Origin of the sequence: Rugamonas brunnea, from assembly GCF_014042345.1 — a bacterium.
GTDB classification, from domain to species: Bacteria; Pseudomonadota; Gammaproteobacteria; order Burkholderiales; family Burkholderiaceae_D; genus Rugamonas; species Rugamonas brunnea.
Genome location: NZ_JACEZT010000020.1, coordinates 52,270 through 73,295, shown reverse-complemented (window position 1 = coordinate 73,295; position 21,026 = coordinate 52,270). Strand labels below are relative to the sequence as shown.

The 21,026-nt window shown below is 65.5% G+C and carries 20 protein-coding genes; 10 read left to right on the top strand and 10 right to left on the bottom strand.

The genetic code is table 11. The annotated features are described in order from the left end of the window. The first annotated feature begins 518 nt into the window (after nt 1-518). Nucleotides 519-1,793 (top strand): GMC family oxidoreductase N-terminal domain-containing protein, encoded by a 1,275-nt coding sequence (locus H3H37_RS22765; RefSeq protein WP_182166807.1) that lies wholly within the window; start codon nt 519-521, stop codon nt 1,791-1,793. Here the strand turns inward: H3H37_RS22765 and H3H37_RS22760 are convergent, their stop codons facing one another. Then, a complete protein-coding gene (locus tag H3H37_RS22760) occupies nt 1,794-2,570 on the bottom strand; it encodes an enoyl-CoA hydratase (protein ID WP_182166806.1) in 777 nt (258 codons plus the stop codon). Nucleotides 2,571-2,732: 162 nt separating this feature from the next. Between H3H37_RS22760 and H3H37_RS22755 the strand changes: the two genes are divergently transcribed. Beyond that, nucleotides 2,733-3,950, top strand: coding sequence for an MFS transporter (locus H3H37_RS22755; protein ID WP_229218986.1), 1,218 nt, complete (start codon nt 2,733-2,735; stop codon nt 3,948-3,950). A 24-nt stretch (nt 3,951-3,974) separates the two neighbouring features. Here H3H37_RS22755 and mltA read toward each other — a convergent pair whose 3' ends face one another. Next, nucleotides 3,975-5,012, bottom strand: coding sequence for a murein transglycosylase A (mltA, locus tag H3H37_RS22750; RefSeq protein ID WP_375540028.1), 1,038 nt, complete (start codon nt 5,010-5,012; stop codon nt 3,975-3,977). Here mltA and H3H37_RS26265 point away from each other — a divergent pair. Next, entirely contained in the window at nt 5,002-5,319 is a 318-nt protein-coding gene (locus tag H3H37_RS26265) for a hypothetical protein (protein WP_375540027.1), read from the top strand. The genes mltA and H3H37_RS26265 overlap by 11 nt on opposite strands. A gap of 39 nt (nt 5,320-5,358) precedes the next feature. On the opposite strand, the gene apaG is transcribed toward H3H37_RS26265, so the two are convergent. Then, a complete protein-coding gene (gene apaG / locus H3H37_RS22745) occupies nt 5,359-5,733 on the bottom strand; it encodes a Co2+/Mg2+ efflux facilitator ApaG/CorD (RefSeq protein ID WP_182157249.1) in 375 nt (124 codons plus the stop codon). Nucleotides 5,734-5,944: 211 nt separating this feature from the next. Here apaG and rpe point away from each other — a divergent pair, with 211 nt between their 5' ends. The 7 genes from rpe to H3H37_RS22710 all read left to right on the top strand — a co-directional run bounded on the left by rpe (nt 5,945) and on the right by H3H37_RS22710 (nt 12,121). Beyond that, nucleotides 5,945-6,610 carry a ribulose-phosphate 3-epimerase gene (gene rpe, locus H3H37_RS22740; protein WP_182166803.1) on the top strand — a complete coding sequence of 222 codons (666 nt, stop codon included), beginning with the start codon at nt 5,945-5,947 and terminating at the stop codon, nt 6,608-6,610. A gap of 2 nt (nt 6,611-6,612) precedes the next feature. Then, a complete protein-coding gene (locus H3H37_RS22735) occupies nt 6,613-7,296 on the top strand; it encodes a phosphoglycolate phosphatase (RefSeq protein WP_182166802.1) in 684 nt (227 codons plus the stop codon). A 206-nt stretch (nt 7,297-7,502) separates the two neighbouring features. Then, nucleotides 7,503-8,999 carry an anthranilate synthase component I gene (gene trpE, locus H3H37_RS22730; protein WP_182166801.1) on the top strand — a complete coding sequence of 499 codons (1,497 nt, stop codon included), beginning with the start codon at nt 7,503-7,505 and terminating at the stop codon, nt 8,997-8,999. Nucleotide 9,000: 1 nt separating this feature from the next. After that, complete coding sequence (locus H3H37_RS22725; protein ID WP_182166800.1) at nt 9,001-9,564, top strand: anthranilate synthase component II; 564 nt, start codon at nt 9,001-9,003, stop codon at nt 9,562-9,564. A gap of 80 nt (nt 9,565-9,644) precedes the next feature. Then, complete coding sequence (gene trpD / locus H3H37_RS22720; protein WP_182166799.1) at nt 9,645-10,682, top strand: anthranilate phosphoribosyltransferase; 1,038 nt, start codon at nt 9,645-9,647, stop codon at nt 10,680-10,682. Nucleotides 10,683-10,801: 119 nt separating this feature from the next. Beyond that, nucleotides 10,802-11,602, top strand: a complete 801-nt coding sequence (gene trpC, locus H3H37_RS22715; protein WP_182166798.1) for an indole-3-glycerol phosphate synthase TrpC — start codon at nt 10,802-10,804, stop codon at nt 11,600-11,602. Between the two features lie 69 nt (nt 11,603-11,671). Continuing rightward, entirely contained in the window at nt 11,672-12,121 is a 450-nt protein-coding gene (locus H3H37_RS22710) for an energy transducer TonB (protein WP_182166797.1), read from the top strand. A gap of 69 nt (nt 12,122-12,190) precedes the next feature. Here H3H37_RS22710 and H3H37_RS22705 read toward each other — a convergent pair whose 3' ends face one another. The 7 genes from H3H37_RS22705 to H3H37_RS22675 form a co-directional block, all read right to left on the bottom strand. Beyond that, entirely contained in the window at nt 12,191-13,375 is a 1,185-nt protein-coding gene (locus H3H37_RS22705; protein ID WP_311197577.1) for a GGDEF domain-containing protein, read from the bottom strand. A gap of 170 nt (nt 13,376-13,545) precedes the next feature. Next, the gene (locus H3H37_RS22700; protein WP_182166796.1) at nt 13,546-15,363 is read right to left on the bottom strand and encodes a M61 family metallopeptidase; all 1,818 of its coding nucleotides are present in this window, start codon (nt 15,361-15,363) and stop codon (nt 13,546-13,548) included. 7 nt (nt 15,364-15,370) lie between these two features. Next, nucleotides 15,371-15,982 (bottom strand): nucleotidyltransferase family protein, encoded by a 612-nt coding sequence (locus tag H3H37_RS22695; protein ID WP_182166795.1) that lies wholly within the window; start codon nt 15,980-15,982, stop codon nt 15,371-15,373. 4 nt (nt 15,983-15,986) lie between these two features. After that, nucleotides 15,987-18,230 (bottom strand): xanthine dehydrogenase family protein molybdopterin-binding subunit, encoded by a 2,244-nt coding sequence (locus H3H37_RS22690; protein ID WP_182166794.1) that lies wholly within the window; start codon nt 18,228-18,230, stop codon nt 15,987-15,989. 11 nt (nt 18,231-18,241) lie between these two features. Further along, nucleotides 18,242-18,700: a (2Fe-2S)-binding protein gene (locus H3H37_RS22685; RefSeq protein WP_182166793.1), complete on the bottom strand. Its 459-nt coding sequence runs from the start codon at nt 18,698-18,700 to the stop codon at nt 18,242-18,244. A gap of 185 nt (nt 18,701-18,885) precedes the next feature. Beyond that, complete coding sequence (locus tag H3H37_RS22680) at nt 18,886-19,608, bottom strand: DsbC family protein (protein ID WP_182166792.1); 723 nt, start codon at nt 19,606-19,608, stop codon at nt 18,886-18,888. A 68-nt stretch (nt 19,609-19,676) separates the two neighbouring features. Further along, nucleotides 19,677-20,918: an FAD-dependent monooxygenase gene (locus H3H37_RS22675; RefSeq protein WP_229218985.1), complete on the bottom strand. Its 1,242-nt coding sequence runs from the start codon at nt 20,916-20,918 to the stop codon at nt 19,677-19,679. Nucleotides 20,919-21,026: the final 108 nt, after the last annotated feature.

Here is a 21,026-nt window from a genome sequence, read left to right as displayed (position 1 = left end):
TAAGGCATGCCGCCAGCGTTCAATCTGAGCCAGGATCAAACTCTTCAGTTTAATCTCTGTTTGTTTGCGATTTCTCGCACCGCTATTGCTAGCGGGTCGCTCACTCAAAATACTGACAGGCCACTTCCTAAGAAGCGTCCTATTTCATTACTTCTTGTGAACATTTGATATTTTAAGTATCGCGGAGACGAGCTCCGCGTGCACTTCCATCAAACGTCCACACTTATCGACTGTGAATTGTTAAAGAACTTAATTCGGTACTGCTTGCTGCGAAGCGTTTTGTTCGTCAGCAGAGAAGCGAAATTATGCGGTGTTTCGTGCAGCTCGTCAACCCCTCGTTTTCGCCCCGCTCAACTCGCATTCACACGCGCCGTTTTGCGGGGAGGCGAACTATAGCAAACCCCACGCGGGACTGACAAGGCCTTTTTCGCAGTCCCCCAACATCGCCTTCGCTGGCAGACCGGCATGAAATGCGCTAAGGTGAAGCCCCGCCGCCCTCTTGCCACCGCCTATATCCCATGACAAAGCCTCCATCATTCGATGTCATCGTCGTCGGAAGTGGGCCGGGCGGCGCCAGTGTCGCGCGCGAGCTCGCGCGCCGGCGGATGCGGGTTCTGGTGCTCGAACAGGGGAGCGCCGCACCGCTACAGGGTACGCTGTCGCAAATGGCCGGCATTGCCGCCATCCCCGGCAAGAGCGCTTTCTTCCATCATGATGCATCCCTGCTGGTCAGCGGCATTGCCGCCGGCGGCACCTCCACCATCAACTTCGCCACCGCGGTCCCGCCACCATTGGCCATGTTCGCCGCACATGATATCGATCTGGCGCCGGCGTTAGCGGCGCTACAGGCAGAGCTGCCGATGGCGCCCCTGCCGGATGAACTGATCGGCCCCATGGCCAGGCGCATCCAGCAAGGCGCCCTGGCCCGGCAACTCAATTGGCAAAAACTTGATAAATTAATACGTCCACAATCCTGCCGCACCGGCTGCTGGCGTTGTGTGTATGGCTGCCCCTATGGCGCCAAGTGGACCGCGCGCGACTTTCTTGATGAGGCCATTCAGCTCGGCGCCACCCTGATCGACCAAGCCAGGTCCGAAGAAGTCATCGTGGAGAACGGCCGGGCCACCGGCGTGCGCTACCGGCGCGGGGGCAAGCTGCACCACGCGCTGGCCGATAAGGTGGTACTGGCCGGCGGCGGCATCGGCAGCCCGCGCCTACTGCACCGCTCGGGCTTGCACCCTGCGCGCAGCACTTTTTTCAGCGACCCCGTCGTGGCCGTCATGGGATCTGTGGACGATATCGATGGCGGCGCCGAGGTGCCAATGGCGGCCGGGATGTATCTGCGGGAGGAAGGGATAGCACTGGCCGACATGACGCTGCCCAAGCCCATGTACCAGGCCTTCGCCGCCCAGGTCGGGCGATTCGACCGCCTGTTGTCGCATGCGCGCACGCTGACATTGATGGTGAAGATCCGCGACGACGTCGGCGGCGGCATCGGGCCGCACTGGGTCGACAAGGGTTTGTCCGGCGCCGACCGCGCCAGGCTGGCGGTCGGGGTGGGTATGGCGCGCGACATCCTGCGCGCCGCCGGGGCCACCAAAATATTCAAGAGCTGGCATTTCGCCGCCCATGCCGGCGGCAGCGTGCGCATCGGCGACGGCGTGGACAGCTCCCTGCAGACAAGCACACCAAACCTGTTTGTCTGCGATGCTTCGGTCATCCCCGGCCCGTGGGGATTGCCGCCCACCCTGACACTACTCTGCCTGGGCAAGCGACTGGGGCTTGCACTCTGATCAAAGGCCGTCGAACTTCGGTGCGCGCTTTTCCAGGAAGGCGTGCATGCCTTCTTTCTGGGCAGGCGTGCCGAACGCTGCGTGGAACAGGCGGCGCTCGTAGTTCACGCCTTCGGTCAGCGTGGTTTCGAATGCGCGGTTGACGGCGTCCTTGATCATCATCGCCACCGAAGTCGGCATGGCGGCGATGGTCGCGGCCGCAGCCAGGGTTTCCTCGATCAGTTTGTCGGCCGGGACCACGCGCGACACCAGGCCGATACGCTCCGCTTCCGCCGCATCGATGGTGCGGGCCGTCAGCAGCAGATCCATCGCCTTCGCCTTGCCGATGGTGCGCGGCAGGCGCTGGGTGCCACCGGCGCCCGGCGTCACGCCAACCTTGATCTCCGGCTGACCGAACTTGGCGTTGTCGCCGGCGATCAGGAAGTCGCACATCATGGCCAGTTCGCAGCCGCCGCCCAGCGCGTAGCCGGACACGGCGCCCACCACCGGCTTGCGCACGCGCAGGATGTGCTCCCAGTTGCGGGTGATGTAGTTGTCGCGGTAGGTGTCGGTGTAGGTGTAATCGGCCATCGCCGCGATGTCGGCGCCGGCGGCGAACGCCTTCTCGCTGCCCGTCAGGACGATGCAGCCGATGGCCGGATCAGCGTCAAACTTGTACAGCGCATCGCCCAGCTCATTCATCATGCGGTCGTTCAGCGCATTCAGGGCCTTGGGACGGTTCAGGCGGATCAGCGCCACTTTGTCGTGAATTTCTACGATCAGGTCTTCATACTGCATCGAGCTCTCCTCCAATTGAACAGGTATCCGTCGATTGTAGCGTCTATCTCTGGAGAAGGGGCACTGGTATGATGAACCGCTTGATGCCCAGCCCAGACAGGACGTCCCATTCTTACCGTATTCCGCCAATATTTAAGCGACAAGTTCGGCGACGACGCGCTGTTGCGTAATGCCGACTTCCGCCGCTACTGGTTCAGCAGCGTGCTCAATGGCTTCGGCGGCCAGGTCAGCGCGCTGGCACTGCCGCTGTGCGCCGTGCTGCTGCTGCACGCCACGCCGGCGCAGATGGGCACCCTGGTCGCCGCGCAAGCCGTGCCGTTCGCGCTGTTCGCACTGCCGGCCGGCGTGATCCTGGACCGCAACAGCAAATTCCCCATCCTCTTACTGAGCGAGGCGATCCAGGCCATCTCGCTGGCCAGCATCCCCGCCGCCTACTGGATGGGCGCCCTGTCCATCCACTGGATGTACGCCAACGCCTTCGTGCTCGGCGTGTGCTCGGTGGTGGGCGGCGGCGCCGAACAAATCTTCCTCACCTACCTGACCGGCCGCGATGGCCTGATCGACGCGCAGTCCAAGCTGACGGCCACCGACTCCGCCTCGCGCCTGCTGGCCCCAGGCATCGCCGGCATCCTGATCCAATGGCTGACGGCGCCGTTCGCCGTGCTGCTCAACGCCACCGGCTTCGTGGTATCGGTCTTCAACCTGCGCCGCATCAGCGTGCGCGATCCGCGCCCCGCCCCATCGGACAAGCACCCGCTGCGCGACATCCACGACGGTCTGAAATTCATCTGGGGCCAGCCGCTGCTGCGTGCGCTGGCCTGGGCCACGGGCTTCTGGCACTGGCTGTTCTATGGCTATTCGGCACTGTTGATTTTGTTCGCCACGCGCGAACTGGGCATGACGCCGGGCATGCTGGGCACGGCGCAAATGGTGGGCGGGATAGGCGTCTTCGTCAGCTCGCAGTTGCTCAAGCCGCTCAACCGCCGCTTCGGGCCGGGCCGCACCATCCTGATCGGCGTGGCCTCGACGGCGCTGGGTTTCGTGCTGATGCCCACCATCCCCGCAGAACTGTTCGGCAGCCGCACCGCCAGCGCGGTCGCCTACGCGGCGCTGGTGTTCTTCTTCGACTGCGGCGTGATGCTGTTCTTTATGCCCTACCTGGCCTTGCGCCAGAAGGTGACACCCGACGAATTCCTGGGCCGCATGACCTCCACCATGCGCTTCCTGACGGTGGCCACCGCGCCCGTGGGCGCAATGGTGGCGGGCGCCGTGGCCGAGCACTACAGCATCCGCACAGGCATGGCCTGCGTCGCGGCCGGCGGCGTGGTGCTGACCATCGCCCTGCTCATGTCCAAGCCCATCCGCGCCGTGCGGCCCTGAGCCAGGACCGCACCGCCGGCGCAATCAGCGCGCCGGCGCCTGGCGCGGCAACAGCAGCCAGATGGCGCCGCGCTGCTTCATGCGGCCCGCATTGTCGGCCGCCTCGGTGCCGAAGCCGAAGAAGTAATCGACCCGGATCGCGCCGCGAATCGCACCGCCCGTATCCTGCGCCATCACCAGCCGCTGCATCGGGATGTCGCTGTTGGGCTGGGTGGTCGACAGGAACATGGGTACGCCCAGCGGAAGTTGGGATGCATCGATGGCCACCGAACGCTGCGGCGTCAACGGCACACCGAGCGCCCCTTTCGGCCCCACGCGCGGATCAGGCAAGCGCTCCTCCTTGAAGAACACATAGCTGGGATTGACGTTGAACAGCTCCTGCATGCGCGTGGGATGGCCGGCGATCCACGCCTTGATGCCCTGCGCCGAGGCCTGCTCCATCGTCAATTCCCCCTTATCGACCAGCCAGCGGCCGATCGATTTGTAGGGATAGCCATTCTGGTCGGCGTAGGCCACGCGCACGGTTTCCTGGGTATCGGTCAGTTGCACACGGCCGGAGCCCTGCACCTGCAGGAAGAACGATTCAACAGGATCATCCACCCACAGCAGCTCCTTGCCAGCCGCGTCGGCCCGCTCGATCTCCGCGCGGCTCGAATACGGCACCACCTTCTTGCCCACCAGCCGACCGCGCAAGCGCATGCCCTTCAACTCGGGATACACACTGGCCAGGTCCACGGTGATCAAATCATCGGGCACCTTGTACAACGGCGTCTGGTAGGGGCCGCCGCGCTTGCGGGCGCCGCGCAGCAACGGTTCGTAGTAGCCGGTGACCAGGCCATCCTGCGCGCCGTCGGGCGCGATGACCTGGTTCGGCACCAGGAACGCTTCGAAGAAGGTGCGAATCGCCTGCTCGTCGTTGCCGTTGACGGTGCGGGCGATGGTGCAGGCCTCCTTCCAGTCCACGCGCTTGACCAGCACCTGGCAGGACGACATGAAAGCCGGCCAGGCGGCGCGCACGTCGTCGCGGTCCCAGCCCGGCAGCGCCGCGAAGGTGGACGGCACGAATTGCGGCGCAGTTGGCTGCGGCGCAGGCGTTGGCGTTGGGGTCGGCACTGGCGCGGGCACCACGGGCGGCGGCGCGGGCTGGCGCGGCGGCGCCGTGGTACAGGCGGCCAGCGAAAGCACGACGGCCGTCACCGAAACGAGTAAACTACTGCGTGTAAATGACATAAGGATAACTATGTGGGTCTTGATGTTGGAAGCGATCGTGGCGTTCTTCCTGCTGGTCTTCATCGTCTGGTGGACCATGTACTCGGGTAAAAAACCCGCCCAGCAACAAAATAAGCAGAAGAACGACGACACGAATTGAGGCGCGGCGGCGCGCCCCGGTGAAGTGGCGCAGTCCGCGTCAGTGCAGCGTGCGCGGCAGCGACAGCACGAATTCGGGAATCTTGACTTCGAACTGGTGGCCGTCTTCGGCCACGCAGAAATACTCGCCCGTCATCGATCCCTGCTGGGTCTGCAGCGCCGTGCCGCTCGTGTATTCGAACTGCTCGTTCGGCTGCAGCAATGGCTGATGGCCCACCACGCCCAGGCCGCGCACTTCCTCGACATGGTTGTTGGCGTCCGTGATGACCCAATGGCGCGAGATCAGCTGCGCCGGCACCGTCCCCGTGTTCTTGATCGTGATCGAGTATGTGAACACGAAATTGGTGCGCTCCGGGTCGGACTGCTCGGGCAGGTACTGGGTTCTGACCGACACAGTAAATTCGTAAGTGGCCATCGACTTTCCTTAAAAAACGGTAAAACGTGAATCGCCGGCAATGATAGCGATTCAATATCGTCAGTCCTACATTGCACTCCAAATTGGAGCAGGATGCAAGCTGCCGCAGCCAAAACGCCCCATAAAACCGGGGGGCAAACAGGCGCGGCCGCGCCAGCGAGCGTAAAATAGCGCATCTTTTTAAAATGCAAGCACACTGCACGACCACACCATGACCACTTTCCGCATCGCTCCCAGCATCCTGTCCGCCGACTTCGCCCGCCTGGGCGAGGAAGTACGCAACGTCGTCACCGCCGGCGCCGACATCATCCACTTCGACGTGATGGACAACCACTACGTGCCGAACCTGACCATCGGCCCGCTGGTGTGCCAAGCGATCCGCCCGCACGTGCAAGTGCCGATCGACGTGCACCTGATGGTGAAACCGGTCGACCGCATCATCCCCGATTTCGCCAAGGCCGGCGCCAACATCATCACCTTCCACCCGGAAGCGTCGGAGCACATCGACCGCTCGCTGCAACTGATCCGCGACAACGGCTGCAAGGCCGGCCTGGTGTTCAACCCCGGCACCCCGCTGCACTACCTGGACCATGTGATGGACAAGATCGACATGATCCTCATCATGTCCGTCAACCCCGGCTTCGGCGGCCAGTCCTTCATCCCCGAGGCGCTCAAGAAGATCGCGCTGGCGCGCCGCAAGATCGACGAGTCGGGCCGCGACATCCTGCTGGAAGTGGACGGCGGCATCAAGATCGACAACATCGCCGCCGCCGCCAAAGCCGGCGCCGACACCTTCGTCGCCGGCTCGGCCATCTTCGGCCAGCCCGACTACAAGGCCGTGATCGACGCCATGCGCACCCAACTGGCGACGGTGTAAGCATGAAAGTCCTGGCAGGCGTACGCGCCGCGATCATCGATCTGGACGGCACCATGCTCGACACGGTGCCCGACTTCCACGTGGCCATCAACGCCATGCGCGCGGAACTGGGCCTGGCGCCCATTTCGCAGCAGCAGATCGCCAACATGGTGGGCAAGGGTTCCGAAAACCTGATCCGCAGCGTGCTGGCGCTCGACTACGACGCGGCCGGCGTGGAGCAGCATTTCGAGGCGGCGCTGGCGTCCTACCAGCGTCACTACCTGGCCATCAACGGCAACCACAGCGCGCTGTATCCGGACGTGATCGCGGGCCTGGAAGCGCTCAAGGCCCAGGGCCTGCGCCTGGCCTGCGTGACCAACAAGCCGATCTCGTTCGCCACCCCGCTGCTGCACCAGAAAGGCCTGCACGGCTATTTCGACGTGGTGTATGGCGGCGACTCGCTGGCGCGCAAGAAGCCGGACCCGCTGCCGCTGCTGACCGTGTGCGAGCGCTTCGGCCTGGCGCCATCGGCCGTGGTGGCGATCGGCGATTCGTCCAACGACGCGCAGGCGGCGCGGGCCGCCGGTTGCCCCGTGTTGACGGTACCCTACGGTTACAATCACGGACAGGCTATACACGAAACCGATTCCGATGGTATAGTTGACACGCTGCTAGAAGCGGCACGCCAGATTCGTTTGCATAACTGACTGCATACTACGCTCAACCGATAATGTTTCTCACCAAAAAACACAATGTCACACAACCGGGCTCGATTGAGGCCTGGCTTTGGCGACGCTGGCAATCCTGGCAAAAGTAACAAGCCGAACTGATTGCTGTCGCACGTGCCCACGCGCACCCGACAGGTTTTTTGCAAACCCACCGCCGCTCACAATGCGGCGGCATGGAGAGAAACATGACCGAACTCGAATTCAAATCGTTGGCCAACGAAGGCTACAACCGTATCCCGCTGATCGCGGAAGCGTTTGCCGACCTCGAAACTCCCCTCACGCTGTACCTCAAGCTGGCCCAGACCCAGAACGCGGGCAAGAACACCTTCCTGCTCGAATCGGTGGTGGGCGGCGAGCGCTTCGGCCGCTATTCCTTCATCGGCCTGCCGGCCAATACGCTGCTGCGCAATAGCGGCAACGTGACGGAGATCGTCCGCAACGGCGCCGTGATCGAACGCCACGAGGGCAATCCGCTCGAATTCATCGAACAATTCCAGGCCCGCTACAAGGTGGCCCTGCGCCCCGGCATGCCGCGCTTCTGCGGCGGCCTGGCCGGCTACTTCGGCTACGACACGGTGCGCCACATCGAGAAGAAGCTGGCCGCCACCTGCCCCAAGGACGACCTGGGGCTGCCCGACATCCAGCTGATGGTGACGGAAGAACTGGCCGTGATCGACAACCTGTCGGGCAAGCTGTACCTGATCGTATACGCCGACCCGACCCAGCCAGAAGCCTATTCGAAAGCGCGCCAGCGCCTGAAGGACTTGCGCATGATGCTGCGCCGTGGCGTGGATGCGCCGGTCACTTCGAGCTCGGTGCGCACCGAAACCATCCGCGAATTCGACAAGGCCGACTACCTGAAGGCCGTGGCCAAGGCCCACGAATACGTGCTGGCCGGCGACCTGATGCAGGTGCAGATCGGCCAGCGCCTGCGCAAGCCCTACGTCGATTCGCCGCTGACCCTGTACCGCGCGCTGCGTTCGCTGAACCCGTCGCCGTACATGTACTTCTACAATTTCGGCGACATGCAGATCGTCGGCGCCTCGCCCGAGATCCTGGTGCGCAACGAGACGGCGCCGGACGGCCAGAAGAAGGTCACGCTGCGCCCCATCGCCGGCACCCGCCCGCGCGGCAGCACGCCCGAGCGCGACGCCGAACTGGCCAAGGAACTGCTGGCCGATCCGAAAGAGATCGCCGAACACGTGATGCTGATCGACCTGGCCCGCAATGACCTGGGCCGCATTTCCGAGATCGGCAGCGTCAAGGTCACCGACCGCCTGGTGATCGAAAAGTATTCGCACGTGCAGCACATCGTCTCCAACGTGGAGGGCAAACTGAAGGACGGCCTGTCCAACCTGGACGTGCTGCGCGCCACCTTCCCGGCCGGCACCCTGACGGGCGCGCCCAAGGTGCGGGCGATGGAAGTGATCGACGAGCTGGAAATCTCCAAGCGCGGCATCTACGGCGGCGCCTGCGGCTACCTGTCGTTCGGCGGCGAGATGGACGTGGCCATCGCCATCCGCACCGGCGTGATCAAGGACGGCAACCTGTACGTGCAGGCCGCGGCCGGCATCGTGGCCGACTCCATCCCCGAGATGGAATGGCAGGAAACTGAAAACAAGGCGCGCGCCGTGCTGCGCGCCGCCGAACAAGTGCAAGATGGCCTGGATGGGGAGTTCTGAGATGCTGCTGATGATCGACAACTACGACTCCTTCACCTACAACATCGTGCAGTACTTCGGCGAATTGGGCGAGGACGTGCGGGTCTACCGCAACGACGAAATCACGATCGAACAGATCGAGGCGCTCAATCCGGACCGCATCTGCATCTCGCCCGGTCCCAAGGACCCGTCGCAGGCCGGCATCTCGCTGGCGGTGCTCAAGCACTTCGCCGGCAAGAAGCCCATCCTGGGCGTGTGCCTGGGCCACCAGGCCATCGGCGAAGCCTTTGGCGGCAAGGTGATCCGCGCCAAGCAGGTCATGCATGGCAAAACTTCTCTCATCGCGCATACGGGCGTGGGCGTCTTCAAAGGACTGCCTTCCCCCTTCACAGTGATCCGTTACCACTCGCTCGCCATCGAGCGCGCCTCGCTGCCTTCCTGCCTGGAAGTGACGGCATGGACCGACGACGGTGAAATCATGGGCGTGCGCCACAAGGAATACGACATCGAGGGCGTGCAGTTCCACCCCGAGTCCATCCTGTCGGAATACGGCCACGAGCTGCTGAAGAATTTCCTGGTCCGCTGACGGGGACGGCGTACGTCTTCACGTACGCCTTTCCTGCCATTGCTGCGACCCGCGTTCAAAAAATTGAAGAAGGAATTGCCATGCCGATCACCCATCAAGAAGCCCTGCTGCGCTGCATCGAACACCGCGAGATTTTCCACGACGAGATGCTGCACCTGTTCCGCCAGATCATGTCCGGCGAAATGTCGCCCACGATGATCGCGGCCCTGACCATGGGCCTGCGCGTGAAGAAGGAAACCATCGGCGAAATCGCCGCCGCCGCGCAAGTGATGCGCGAATTCTCCACCAAGGTGCCGATGGCCGACACCAGCGGGCTGCTCGACATCGTCGGCACCGGCGGCGACGGCGCCCACACCTTCAACATCTCCACCGCCTCCATGTTCGTGGCCGCCGCCGCCGGCGCGCGCGTGGCCAAGCACGGCGGGCGCAGCGTGTCGTCCTCGTCCGGCAGCGCCGACGTGATCGAAGCGCTGGGCGCCAACATCAACCTGAAACCGGAGCAGATCGCCCAGTCGATCGCGCAGACCGGCATCGGCTTCATGTTCGCCCCCAACCACCACGCGGCCATGAAGCATGCGGCACCGGTGCGGCGCGAACTGGGCGTGCGCACCATCTTCAACATCCTGGGCCCGCTCACCAACCCGGCCGGCGCGCCCAACATCCTGATGGGCGTGTTCCACGCCGACCTGGTGGGTATCCAGGTGCGCGTGCTGCAACGGCTGGGCGCGCAGCATGCGCTGGTCGTCTATGGCCGCGACAATATGGACGAAGTGTCGCTGGGCGCGGCCACCATGGTCGGTGAACTGGTCAACGGCGAAATCCGCGAATACGAAATCCACCCGGAAGACTTCGGCCTGCAGATGATCGCCAGCCGTAACCTGAAGGTAGCCGACGCCGCCGCCTCGCGCGCCATGATGATGGAAGCGCTGACCGGCCAGCCCGGCGCGCCGTACGACATCGTGGCCCTGAACGCCGGCACGGCGCTGTACGCGGCCGGCGTGGCCAGCTCGATCGAGGATGGCCTGAAGCGGGCCCGCATCGCCATCGAATCGGGCGCCGCGCTCAAGAAAATCGAGCAGTTCGTGCAGGTGACGCAGACGCTGGGCGCGACCAACTAAGGAAAGCCCCTGTCCGGCGCGCGCCACCGCACGCCGGACCCGGATCCGCGCCCGCACCCGCGCCTGCGCTTGTCCCGGCCCGAACAACATTAGCATCCCTCTTTTCACTGGTTCCCATCATGTCCGACATCCTCAACAAGATCCTGGCCGTCAAGGCCGACGAAGTGGCCGCCGCCAAGAAGCACCGCAACCTGGCCAGCCTGCAGCGCGAAGTGGAAGGCAACGCCGAACTGCGGGCCGGCCTGCGCGGCTTCGAAGCCAGCCTGCGCCGGAAGATCGCTGCCGGCGAGGCCGGCGTGATCGCGGAAGTGAAGAAAGCGTCGCCGTCCAAGGGTGTGCTGCGGGCCGATTTCCGCCCGGCCGACATCGCGGCCAGCTACGCAGCCGGCGGCGCGGCCTGCCTGTCTGTGCTGACGGACGTGCAGTTCTTCCAGGGCGCGGTGGAGTACCTGCAGCAGGCGCGCGCCGCCTGCGCGCTGCCGGTGCTGCGCAAGGACTTTTTGATCGACATCTACCAGGTCTACGAAGCGCGCGCCATGGGCGCCGACTGCATCCTGCTGATCGTCTCGGCGCTCGATCACGGCCTGATGGCGGAAATGGAAGCCTGCGCCCACGAACTGGGCATGGACGTGCTGGTGGAAGTGCATGACGGCGACGAACTGACGGCCGCCCTGCGCCTGAAGACCAACCTGATGGGCATTAACAACCGCAACCTGCGCACCTTCGAAACGTCGCTGGACACCACGCTGGGCCTGTTGCCACGGATTCCAAGCGAGCGCCTCGTTGTCACTGAATCTGGCATCATGGTAACAAATGACGTCAAGCGTATGCGCGACGCTAACGTCAATGCCTTCCTGGTGGGCGAAGCGTTCATGCGCGCACCGGACCCTGGCGCGGAATTGCGCCGCCTGTTCAACTAACCGGAGATTGCCATGGCCACGACACCGTTGAGGAAAACAGCCCTCGCGGGGCTGGCCTCGTTAGTAGGGATGTCCCTGCTCGCTGGCCTGCTCACTTCCTGCTACCGGCAGCCGACCGTGCTGCCGCCGCCCCCCGTCACGCGTGCCCCGGCGCCGGCGCCCACCCCGGCGCCCGGCACACGCCAGGCGGCCAACCTGGACGACTACAAGATCCAGGTCGCCCGGCACATCGTCGCCGCGAATCCCAAGCAGATCTTCTATGGCACGCTGCCGCCCATGCTGCCGGCCATCGTGGTGCTGGACTTCACCATCGACAGCAATGGCAATATCGGCAACCTGCGGGTGCACCGCTCGCGCGACGAGGACGCCTCCAGCATCGCCATGAACGCCGTGCGCCAGGCCGAGCCGCTGCCGCGCCCCGGCGCCCTGCTGCGTGGCCGCCACCTGGCCGTGACGGAGACCTTCCTGTTCAACCGCGACTACCAGTTCCAGCTACGCACCCTGGCCGGGCCACAGTAAGAGTTCGCTTCAAAAAGCCCGTAGCGTCGTTGTGACGCCTTGCCGTGCAGGTACGGGTCGCAGCGGCGCTCAGCCCAGCGCCACCCGCGATGGCAGGGTGGCCGGTTCCGCCACTTCGATCCGGTCGCGCCCCAGCGCCTTGGCGCGGTACAAGGCGCCGTCGGCCCGCTGCAGGATACCGTCCAGGTCTTCCTCGGCGCTGAGCTGGCAGGCGATGCCGATACTGGCCGTGTAGGCCGGCAGGCCGTTGTTGCGCGGCGCCCGCAGCACGTCCTGGATGCGCTCGGCCACACTGCAGGCCCGCTCCATGCCCGTGTCGGGCAGCAGCACGACGAACTCCTCGCCACCAAAGCGGGCCACATGGTCCGAAGCGCGCAGCACCTTGCCGATCACCTCCGCCACATGCACCAGCACCCGGTCGCCGGTGGCATGGCCATAACGGTCGTTAATGGATTTGAAATGATCGAGATCGATGCTGATCAGGCTGGTGGCGCGGCGTTCGCGCTGCATCAGCGCCCGCTCGCGCGCGTAGACGTCGCCGAAACCGCGCCGGTTCAGCACCTGGGTCAGCGGATCACGCGTCGAACGTTGTTCGAGGATGGTTTGCAAACGCCGGGTGGCCACCGTCATGAAACCCACGACCAGCATCAGCACCATGAAGCTGCTGATCGCCAGGTAGACATTCTGGAACGGCCCCGGTCGCAGCAGGTCGACCGAGGTGCCGCCGCCAAACAGCGCCAGCATACCGCGCGTGGCCACCACCAGCGCCTGGATCAACATCAGCGCACCGAAAAACAGGGTGGGAAACTGGCGCTCGCCATGGCGCGCGATCAACCCCACCTGGCGGCAGTAGAACAAGGTGACGAAGGCCGAAAATACCGCCACCCGCGCCGGAAAGTCGGGCCGCACCAGCAGCCACCAGGCCATGGCGCCCATGCCCGCTAGCCAGACACCGTGGAACAGGCGCCAACTGGGCCGCTGGCCATAGAATTTTTCGGTGCCGATCATGGACAGCCCTATGCCCCACAGCAGCACGGCATTCATGGTCAGCACCGGCAGGGGCTTGGGTACGGCGCCGCCGCGCAACGTCAGCAGCACGGTCCCTGCCACCATGAACAGCAAACCCAGCGCCCACTCGCGCAACCCGCCTATCTCGGCCGGGAAGCTGCGCCAGACGGAAAACAGCACGATGCTCATCGCCCCACACATCACGGTGGACATCAGAACTATGGTCAGGGGATCGAGGGTGATCACGGCGGCTTATGGTTGGTGAGGCGGGACAAGCGCCAAGCGGCGCGCATGTCCAATTGCGCATTCTAGACCAGAACTCGCCAGGCAAATATGACGAATTCTCACCTGGGCCCCAAAATGCCAGAAATCGGCGCGGCCCGCACGGCCGCGCCGTCCCGCGCAATGTTCAGCGTTCAGCGTACGGCGCTGGGGCGCAGGGCCGCGCCGCGCTTGCCGCCGGCAGCATCCAGCGTGAGCGTGATGCCGGGTGCGCGGTCGCCTTGCAGCGTGACCTGGAACGCCATCAATTCGTCGCGCCGGAAGGCATGCACTTCCACGGTGGCGCCCACGGCGTAGCGCGCCAGCAGCCCATCGAGGTTGGCGTGGGTGGCGCGCAGGCCATCGACCGCCACCAGCACGTCGCCCGCCGACAGGCCGGCCCGGTGCGCGGCCCCGCCTTCGTGCACGGCCGACAGCTTGCAGTCGTTGCCGTCGCGGCCGGGATTGACGTCCAGGCTTGGTTTGGCCGACTTGCGCTCGTCAGCCAGCTTGATACCCACCGGCGCCAGCAGCTTGGCCAGCGGCAGATCGGCCGTGCCGCGCACGTATTTGTCGAAGAACGATTTCAGGCGCAGGCCGCTGATCTCGTCGAACAGGGCTTCCACCTCCGCTGGCGTGACGCCGCGGCCGCCGTCCGGGTAAAAATCGTGGCCGTAGCGCTGCCACAGGGCCAGCATCACGTCGTCCAGCGTGCGGGCGCCGGCCGTCTTGGCGCGGATGGTCAGGTCCAGCGCCAGCGCCACCAGCGAACCCTTGGTGTAGTAGCTGACGATGGCGTTGGGCGCGTTTTCATCCTGGCGGTAGTACTTGGTCCAGGCGTCGAAGCTCGACTCGGCCACGCTTTGCTTGGTACGGCCGCTGCCGCGCAACACGCTGGCCACCGTTTTGCCCAGCAGTTTGAAATAGGCCGGCTCGCCGATCAGGCCCGCGCGCACCAGCATCAGATCATCGTAATAGCTGGTGAAGCCTTCGAACAGCCACAGCAGCGGAGAATGGTTCTCCACCTGCAGGTCGTACGGTGCGAAGGCGGCCGGCTTGATGCGCTTGACGTTCCAGGTATGGAAATACTCATGGCTGCACAGGCCGAGGAATTGCAGGTAGCCGTCCGGGAGGTCCTTGGTCTGCGGCGCGGCCGTGCTGGGCAGGTCGGCGCGGGCGCAGATCAGGGCCGTGGAGGCGCGGTGTTCCAGGCCGCCGTAGCCATCGCCCACGGCCATGGTGAGGAACACGTAGCGGTCCATCGGCGCGCGCTTGGTTTTCGGCTCGAAGAAGGCGATCTGGGTTTCGCAGATGGACTTCAGGTCGCGGCACAGGCGCGCCATGTCCAGGTTGGGCACCCGGCCCGTGACGACGATATCGTGCGGCACGCCGTGGGCCTTGAAGGTGGCCAGCGCGAAGTCGCCCATCTCGACCGGGTGGTCGATCAGTTCATCGTAATTGGCCGCCACGTAGCTGCCGAAGCCATAACGCTTGGCCTTCAGTTCCGGCAGCGCCGTGGCCACGCGCCAGCTGGCGGCGGCCGGGTCGGCCGGACGCTGGATCTCGACCGTGTGGGTGGCGTGCTCCTGCCCCACCACGCGCAGGAACACGCTGGTGCCGTTGAAGAAGCCGTGGGTCTGGTCCAGGTGTGCGGCGCGCACGGACAAGTCCCATGCGTAGACTTCATAGTGCACCATCAGCGGGCCGGACACGGGCGCGGCCTGCCAGGTGTGCTTATCGAGCTTGGTGAGCGGCACGTCCTTGCCGTTCGATTCGGCGCGGATCTGGATGATGTTGCGGGCGAATTCGCGGATCATGTAGCTGCCCGGAATCCAGGCCGGCAGCGCCAGCACCTGGCCGTCCGGCGCGGGCGCGCTCACGGCCAGCGTGACCTGGAACAGGTGGCCCGGCAAATCCTTGGCCACGATGGCGTAGGCGTTGGCGGGGCTCTTCTTGTTCTGTGCTTTCTTCATTGTTTTCCTATAGCTGTTCTGGTTCCGGCGCCGCTTGTGGCGGCGCCAGGTCGTCCGGGGTGTCGATATCGCGCAGTACGCCGCTGTCGTCCACCGCCACTTCACACACGGGATGCGCGCGCAGGAGGGCGCGCGCGCCCTGGTCGCCTTCCAGCGCCAGCAGCGGCGGCAGGTAGGCATGGCCAAAGGCGACGGGATTGCCGCGCCGGCCCTGGTACATGGGCACTGCGATACCGGCCCCGTGCTCCACGTTGTGCACTGCCGCCGTCAGGCTGGCGATGGTGGCCCCTTGCACAAAGGGCATGTCGGCCAGCGCGATCAGCCAGCCGGCGGCGCCACGGGCGTAGTCTATCGCATGGACCAGTGAGGCCGCCATGCCCAGATCGGCATCCGGGCACACGCACACCTCGCAACCGAGGGCGCCCAGCGCGGCGGCCAGGGCATCGTCACCGGGCCGCACCACGGCCACCACGCGCGGCAGCGCGGCCAGCAGGGTGCGGGCGCTGGCCTCGGCCACGGTGCCGCCGCCGGCCAGCGGCTGCAGCAGCTTGCTGCGCTGGCCGGACGGGTCGAAACGGCGGCCCCGCCCGGCCGCCAGCAGCACGCCGGTCAGACTCACCGGCTCAGGCGCTGGCCGAAGCCAGGTCGAACGGCAGCTTGCGCAGCCGCTTGCCCGTCAGCTTGAACACGGCGTTGGCGAAGGCCGGCGCCAGCGGCGGCAGGCCCGGCTCGCCCATGCCCGTCGGCGGTTCGGCCGACGGCACGATATGCACGTCGATCACCGGCATGTCGGGCATGCGCGCCACCGTGTAGTCGCTGAAGTTCTGCTGTTCCACCACGCCGTCCTTGAGCGTGATGGCAGCGCCGGGCAGCGTCATGCCCAGTCCCATCAGCGCCGCGCCTTGGACCTGGGCCTCGATGGTCATCGGGTTGACGGCCAGGTTGCAGTGCACGCCGGCCGTGACGTGGTGCAGGTGCGGCACACCATCCTTGACGGAGGCCGTGACCACGTAGGCGATCACAGAATTGAACGACTCGTGCATGGCCACGCCCCAGGCCTGTCCCTTGGGCAGCGCCTTCTTGCCATAGCCCGACTTGGCCACGGCCAGCTCCAGCGCGGCCAAGTGGCGTTTGTGCTTCTCGCCCAGCAGCTGCTTGCGGTAGGCCACCGGGTCCATATTGGCCGCGTGGGCCGCTTCGTCGATCAGCGTCTCCATCACGAACGCCGTGTGGGTGGAGCCGACGGAGCGCCACCACAGCACGGGCACGTTGGCCTTCACGTTATGTACGGACAGGTTGAGCGGCACTTCATACGGCTCGCCCATGCCCTCGATCATGGTGGCATCCACCCCGTTCTTGACCATCATCGGTTCGAACGGCGTGCCGCTGATGATGGACTGGCCCACGATGGTGTGGTTCCAGGCCACGATCCTGCCCTTCTCGTCCAGCCCCAGTTCCGCGCGGTGCACATGGGCCGGGCGGTAGTAGCCGCCACGAATGTCGTCCTCGCGGCTCCAGATCACCTTGACGGGGCCGGACTTGCCGGCCGCCCGGTAAGCCTTGGCCACGTTGACCGCCTCCACCAGATAGTCGGAAGTGGGCACGGCGCGCCGGCCGAAACCGCCGCCGGCCATCATCGTGTGCAGTGCCACCTGCTCGGGCTTGAAACCGGCCGTTTTGGCGATCGCCCCCTGGTCGATGGTCTGGAACTGGCTGCCAGCCCACACTTCGCAGCCGTCGGCGCGCAAGTCCACCACGCAGTTGAGCGGTTCCATGGGCGCATGCGCCAGGTAGGGGAATTCATAGACGGCCGTGATTTTCTTCGGCGCGGCGGCCAGGCGCGAGGTGTCGGCCTGCTTGGCGACGGTGCCCGGCGTTTGCGCCAGCGCCTTGTAGTCGGCCAGTTGCTTGTCGCTGCTGATCTTTTCGACGGCGCTGGTGTCCCAATCAACCTGCAGCGCGTCGCGGCCCTGCTTGGCCGGCCAGTAGCCGTCCGCGATCACGGCCACGCCGCTGCCGCCACGGTCGGTCGGCACTTCCAGCACGGCCACCACGCCCTTGATGGACTTGGCGCGGGTGGCGTCGAACTTGGCCACCTTGGCGCCGAACACGGGCGGGTGGGCGATCAGCGCCACCTTGGCGCCCGGCGGCTTGAAGTCGATGCCAAACTGCTGGTGGCCGCTGGACTTGGCGCGCGCATCGAGCCGCTTGACGGGCTTGCCGATCAGGCGGAACTGTTTGGGGTCTTTCAGCGTGACGGTGGCTGGCACCGGCTGCTTCATGGCTGCATCGGCCATGGCGCCGTAGCTGGCCTTCTGGCCGGCGGGCCCGGTCAGCATGCCGTTGGCCGCCTTGACCTGGGCCGGCGACACCTTCCACTGCTCGGCCGCCGCCGCCACCAACATGGCGCGGGCGCGGGCGCCGATTTCACGGTACTGGGTAAACGAGTGGGCGACGGAACCGGAGCCGCCCGTCATCTGGATGCCGAACGCGGGGTCCTTGTACTGTTCGCCGGCCGGCGCCAGCTCGCTGCGCACCAGCGACCAGTCGGCGTCCAGCTCCTCGGCGATCAGCATCGGCAGCGCCGTCTGCACGCCCTGGCCGAATTCGAGCCGGTTGACCTGCACCGTCACGCTGTTGTCGGGTGCGATGTGGAGGAAGGCGTTCGGTTCATAGGTCTTGGCCTGCTGCGCCTGGGCGTTGGCGAAGCGGTTCGCGCCGGGCACGAAGAAGCCCAGCACCAGGCCGCCGCCGGCCACCGCGCCGGCCTTGATGAAACCACGCCGGGTCATACCCTCGCCAATGCCCTCTCCCGCACCGGGTACCGCCGCTTGCATCGTGTCCTGGTTAAGCCATTCGATACGCATGACGTTCTCCTTCAGGCGAGGGTTTTGGCGGCGTCCTTGATGGCGGCGCGGATGCGTTGATAGGTGCCGCAGCGGCAGATGTTGCCGCTCATGGCGTTGTCGATGTCGGCGTCGCTGGGCGCCTTGTTGGCGCGCAGCAGGGCGGTGGCGCTCATCACCTGGCCGCTCTGGCAGTAGCCGCACTGGGGCACGTCGTGCCGCACCCACGCCTCCTGCACCGCCTTGCCCACCTTGTCCGACTCCATGGCCTCGATGGTGACGATCTTCTGCCCCACGGCCGCCGAGATCGGGGTGACGCAGGAACGCACCGGCTGGCCGCCCAGATGGACGGTGCAGGCGCCGCACAGCGCCGCGCCGCAGCCAAATTTGGTGCCGGTGAGATTGAGGTTGTCACGCAGCGCCCACAGGATGGGTGTGGACGGATCGGCGTCCACCTGCATGTCTTTTCCGTTGATATTCAATGAAATCATCTAAGGCTCCTTTTGGCGCAGCGAGTGTACAAAGGGACAGGCAAAGACGAAACCGGCGCCGCGATGCACGGGCGCCGTGAGGCTGCGGACGGCTTTCCCGTCCGGATGCATAACCGGCGGATGCAGCGGCCAGACCGGGCCGGCCGCCACAATTGCCGATCTTACTACGCTTGCTTTTACCGCGCTTACTTGATCGACGACAGCTTCGCTTCCAGCGAGCGGGCGTCGATGGCGCCGGGCACGCGGCTGCCGTCGGTGAAGAAGATGGCCGGGGTACCCGTCACATTGAGTTTGTGGCCCAGTTCCAGCACGGCGTCGTTGGGCGTGCTGCAGGCGGCTGGTGCTGCCGGCGCGGCCTTGCCCGACACCATCCAGTCATCCCAGGCCTTGTTGCGGTCGGCCGAGCACCAGATGTTCTTGGACTTGGTGAACGAATCCTCGGCCAGGATGTTGTACATGAAGGTGTAGACGGTGATGTTGTCCATCGCCTTGATGGTGTTCTGGCGGAAGCGCTTGCAGTAGCCGCAGTTGGGGTCCTCGAACACGGCGATCACGCGCTTGCCGTCGCCCTTGACCAGCTTGACGGCCTTGTCCAGCGGCAGGTCGGAGAACTTGATGCGGTTGATTTCTTCGAGCCGCTCGCGGGTCAGGTCGACCGAGGTCTTGGCGTTGTAGATATGGCCGGAGAACAGGTAGGTGGCCGTCTTGTCCGTGTACAGGATGTCGCCGCCCATGCGCACTTCATACAATCCGCTGTATGGGGTCTCCTTGACCGAATCGACCTTGGCGCCGCCGCCCAGGCGCGGCTCGATCAGTTTCTTGATGCCTGCCTCGGTCGGCGTCTCGGCGCCCACGCAGGAGGCCATCAGGGCCGACAACAACAGCAGTGCAAACTTGCTCTTTCTCATACCATCTCCGAAAACGACATCACAGGCGCCGCCCGCGGCGGCGCGCCAGCCCCTGCCCTGACAGGCTGTCAACCTTGCTGATTGCCCAAGGCGTGGGAAATCAGGCGGCGCTTGAGCACGGGCAATTTATCCAGCAAGTTTAATCCGAAATTGCGCACCACGCGCAACGGCTCCAGATCCGCGCCGAACAGGCGCGCCAGGCCATCGGTGGTGACCTGCATCAGCAGCACGTCTTCCTTGCGCGCGCGGGCGTAGCGCGCCAGCACCCGCTCGTCGCCGATGGCGCGCTGCGGCTCGCGGGCGTTGATGGTGGCCACCAGCTGCGCCACGTCGGCGAAACCGAGGTTCATGCCATGGCCGGCCAGCGGATGGACCACGTGGGCCGCATCGCCCACCAGCGCCACGCGCGGCGCCACCATGCTGTGCGGGCGCATCAGCCGCAGCGGGAAGTCGCGCACCAGCTCCGGGCGCAACGGCGTGAGCGTGCCCAGCTTGTCGCGGGCGTAGACGGCCAGCCGGGCCGCCAGCGCATCGGCGCCCTCGCGGCACAGCGTATCGGCCAGCGCATCGGGCGCCGACCAGACCAGCGACACCATGTTCCCCGGCAGCGGCAGCAGCGCCACGATGCCGTCGGCGCCCGTGAACCACTGGTGGGCCGCGCCCAGGTGCGGCTTCTCGCAATGGAAGTTGCTGACCACGCCGCGCTGGCCATAGGAACGGTAATCAAGGCCGATGTCGCACTGGCCGCGCACCCAGGACTGGGCGCCGTCCGCCCCCACCACCAGCGCGGCGCGGATGGAAGCACCGTCGGCCAGTTGCACGGTGGCGCCGTCGTCGTCGCGCAGCAGGGCCGTGGCGTGGCCGGCCACCATGGTCACGTTCTGGGCGAAGCGCAGGGCCGCGTCCAGCGCCTGGTTCAGGTTGCGGTCCTCGACGATCCAGGCCAGCGTGCCCGTGTGGGCGCCGTAGGCGTCGAAACCGAGGTTGCCCGCGTGGTCGCCGTCGCCGTTGACCAGCATGGCGTCCACCGGCGCCACCCGGGCCGCATCGAGCGCGCCCCACACCTTGAGCGAGGACAGCAACTTATGGGCCGTGTGGTTGAGGGCGAACACCCGCACGTCCCAGCCCGGATCGCCGGCGGCAGGAGCCTTGGGCGCGGCCGCCGGCGTGAGCATCGTCACGCTCTGCCCGGCCTGGGCGAAGGCCAGCGCCGTCGTCTTGGCGATGGCGCCATCGCCTACGATACAAATATCACTGTGAAGGTCGCGCCGCATGGTGGGAGTGGATGGGTGGTTGATCGGGGCATTCATTATAGCGTTTGTGGCGTGCGGCAATTGCTGCGCCTGCCATGATGTTGATATGGCAAATGCCCGCCGCCGCGACCGGCCGGAAAATCTTTTTCGCCGCCGGCCTTGTCA

Bases quoted from the DNA above. Each gene is read 5' to 3' on its own strand.
- H3H37_RS22765 (WP_182166807.1), top strand. From the start codon at position 519: ATGACAAAGCCTCCATCATTCGATGTCATCGTCGTCGGAAGTGGGCCG.
- H3H37_RS22760 (WP_182166806.1), bottom strand. From the start codon at position 2,570: ATGCAGTATGAAGACCTGATCGTAGAAATTCACGACAAAGTGGCGCTG.
- apaG (WP_182157249.1), bottom strand. From the start codon at position 5,733: ATGGCCACTTACGAATTTACTGTGTCGGTCAGAACCCAGTACCTGCCC.
- rpe (WP_182166803.1), top strand. From the start codon at position 5,945: ATGACCACTTTCCGCATCGCTCCCAGCATCCTGTCCGCCGACTTCGCC.
- H3H37_RS22735 (WP_182166802.1), top strand. From the start codon at position 6,613: ATGAAAGTCCTGGCAGGCGTACGCGCCGCGATCATCGATCTGGACGGC.
- trpE (WP_182166801.1), top strand. From the start codon at position 7,503: ATGACCGAACTCGAATTCAAATCGTTGGCCAACGAAGGCTACAACCGT.
- H3H37_RS22725 (WP_182166800.1), top strand. From the start codon at position 9,001: ATGCTGCTGATGATCGACAACTACGACTCCTTCACCTACAACATCGTG.
- trpD (WP_182166799.1), top strand. From the start codon at position 9,645: ATGCCGATCACCCATCAAGAAGCCCTGCTGCGCTGCATCGAACACCGC.
- trpC (WP_182166798.1), top strand. From the start codon at position 10,802: ATGTCCGACATCCTCAACAAGATCCTGGCCGTCAAGGCCGACGAAGTG.
- H3H37_RS22710 (WP_182166797.1), top strand. From the start codon at position 11,672: ATGTCCCTGCTCGCTGGCCTGCTCACTTCCTGCTACCGGCAGCCGACC.
- H3H37_RS22700 (WP_182166796.1), bottom strand. From the start codon at position 15,363: ATGAAGAAAGCACAGAACAAGAAGAGCCCCGCCAACGCCTACGCCATC.
- H3H37_RS22690 (WP_182166794.1), bottom strand. From the start codon at position 18,230: ATGCGTATCGAATGGCTTAACCAGGACACGATGCAAGCGGCGGTACCC.
- H3H37_RS22685 (WP_182166793.1), bottom strand. From the start codon at position 18,700: ATGATTTCATTGAATATCAACGGAAAAGACATGCAGGTGGACGCCGAT.
- H3H37_RS22680 (WP_182166792.1), bottom strand. From the start codon at position 19,608: ATGAGAAAGAGCAAGTTTGCACTGCTGTTGTTGTCGGCCCTGATGGCC.
- H3H37_RS22675 (WP_229218985.1), bottom strand. From the start codon at position 20,918: ATGAATGCCCCGATCAACCACCCATCCACTCCCACCATGCGGCGCGAC.